Here is a 1,414-nt window from a genome sequence, read left to right as displayed (position 1 = left end):
GCTTGAATCATTTTTTCGTTTAACATAATAATCCCCCCTTTTAGTTAAGTTTAGAAATATTTTCGATTAATTCATCCAATTTTTCATATTCTTCTTTTGTTATAAGTCCTTTTACCACTACTTCACCTACTATTTCTGCCTTTACATTCTTTATCATTCCTTTTAATTCTTCTATAAACTTTCCTCCCCATCCATAGGAACCCAATATCCCCATGTATTTTGTCTTTGGCCTTAAAGCATTCATTAAATATACTACCCCTGCTATCTTTGGATGCATACCTCCCAATACCATTGGCGTCCCCACTACTACTGTCGATGCCTCTACCAAATCTATCGCTATCTCTCCTATGTCGCTTTTTACTACATTGTGTAATTTTACTCTTATACCCTTTTCCATTAATCCTTCCATTACGTATTCTACCATCTTTTTTACACTTTCATGCATCGATACATACAATATTATTACTTCTTTTTTTGTCTCGTTACCCGCCCATTTTTTGTATTCTTTTATTATCTTTTCTGGTTTTTTATACACCGGACCATGACTTGGCGCTATCTTTTCTATCTCTATCTTTTCTATCTTTTCTATGTTTTTTATAACGTGGTTCCTAAATGGCATCATTATTTCTGCGTAGTATCTCTTCGCCATCTCTATTAATACGTCGTCTCCTTCTTGCTCTATGTCACTTGTTGCATAGTGTGAACCAAATAAATCACAACTAAACAATATCTTTTCTTCTTTTAAATACGTCACCATCGTCTCTGGCCAATGTACCCATGGCGTTAAGTAAAATCTTAACGTCTTTCCCCCTAAATCTAGCTCTTCTCCATCTGTTACCTCTATTATATCTTCTTTACTTACATGTACGTGTGTGTGCAATAATTCTGCACATTTCTTGTTCGTTACTACCTTTGCCCCATACTTTTCCACTACTTCTTTTACCAAACCTGAGTGGTCTTGTTCTGCATGGTTTGATATTACATAATCTATATTCTTTATACCCAATTTCTCTAAATTGTTGTAAAACTCTTCTTTCTTTGCAGGATCAACGGTATCTATTAAAGCTATCTTTTCCCCTTTTACTATATATGCATTGTATGTCGTACCGTTTGGAAGAGGAATTAATTCGTCAAATAATTCCCTGTCCCAATCAATAGCTCCTACATAGTATACCCCATCACCTATCTTTTTAACCATCTTATTCCTCCCCTTCTCATTAAAAGTGGGACATTATGTCCCACTTATTCTTCTACTTCAAATTGGTCTTTGCCTACCCCACATACTGGACATACCCAATCTTCCGGCAATTTCTCAAATGGTGTCCCTGGCTCTACCCCATTGTCTGGATCCCCTACTTCTGGATCATATACATATCCACATACACTACATACATACCTCTTCATATTTCCCCCT

General features: G+C 35.9%; 2 protein-coding genes. Both read right to left on the bottom strand.

The genetic code is table 11. The features are described 5' to 3' along the window. Positions 1–40: 40 nt before the first annotated feature. Positions 41–1,198 carry an FprA family A-type flavoprotein gene (locus AS157_RS06760; RefSeq protein WP_214495020.1) on the bottom strand — a complete coding sequence of 386 codons (1,158 nt, stop codon included), beginning with the start codon at positions 1,196–1,198 and terminating at the stop codon, positions 41–43. Positions 1,199–1,242: 44 nt separating this feature from the next. Next, positions 1,243–1,404 (bottom strand): rubredoxin, encoded by a 162-nt coding sequence (rd, locus tag AS157_RS06755; RefSeq protein ID WP_075665548.1) that lies wholly within the window; start codon positions 1,402–1,404, stop codon positions 1,243–1,245. Positions 1,405–1,414: the final 10 nt, after the last annotated feature.

Origin of the sequence: Thermosipho sp. 1244 (assembly GCF_018588215.1) — a bacterium.
Lineage (GTDB): Bacteria > Thermotogota > Thermotogae > Thermotogales > Fervidobacteriaceae > Thermosipho > Thermosipho affectus.
The sequence above is the reverse complement of the archived record's forward strand: the minus strand, read 5'-3'. Positions and strand labels throughout refer to the sequence as shown.

What these genes read in the sequence shown, in the direction of transcription:
- rd (WP_075665548.1), bottom strand. Translation starts at nt 1,404, where the DNA reads ATGAAGAGGTATGTATGTAGTGTATGTGGATATGTATATGATCCAGAA.
- AS157_RS06760 (WP_214495020.1), bottom strand. Translation starts at nt 1,198, where the DNA reads ATGGTTAAAAAGATAGGTGATGGGGTATACTATGTAGGAGCTATTGAT.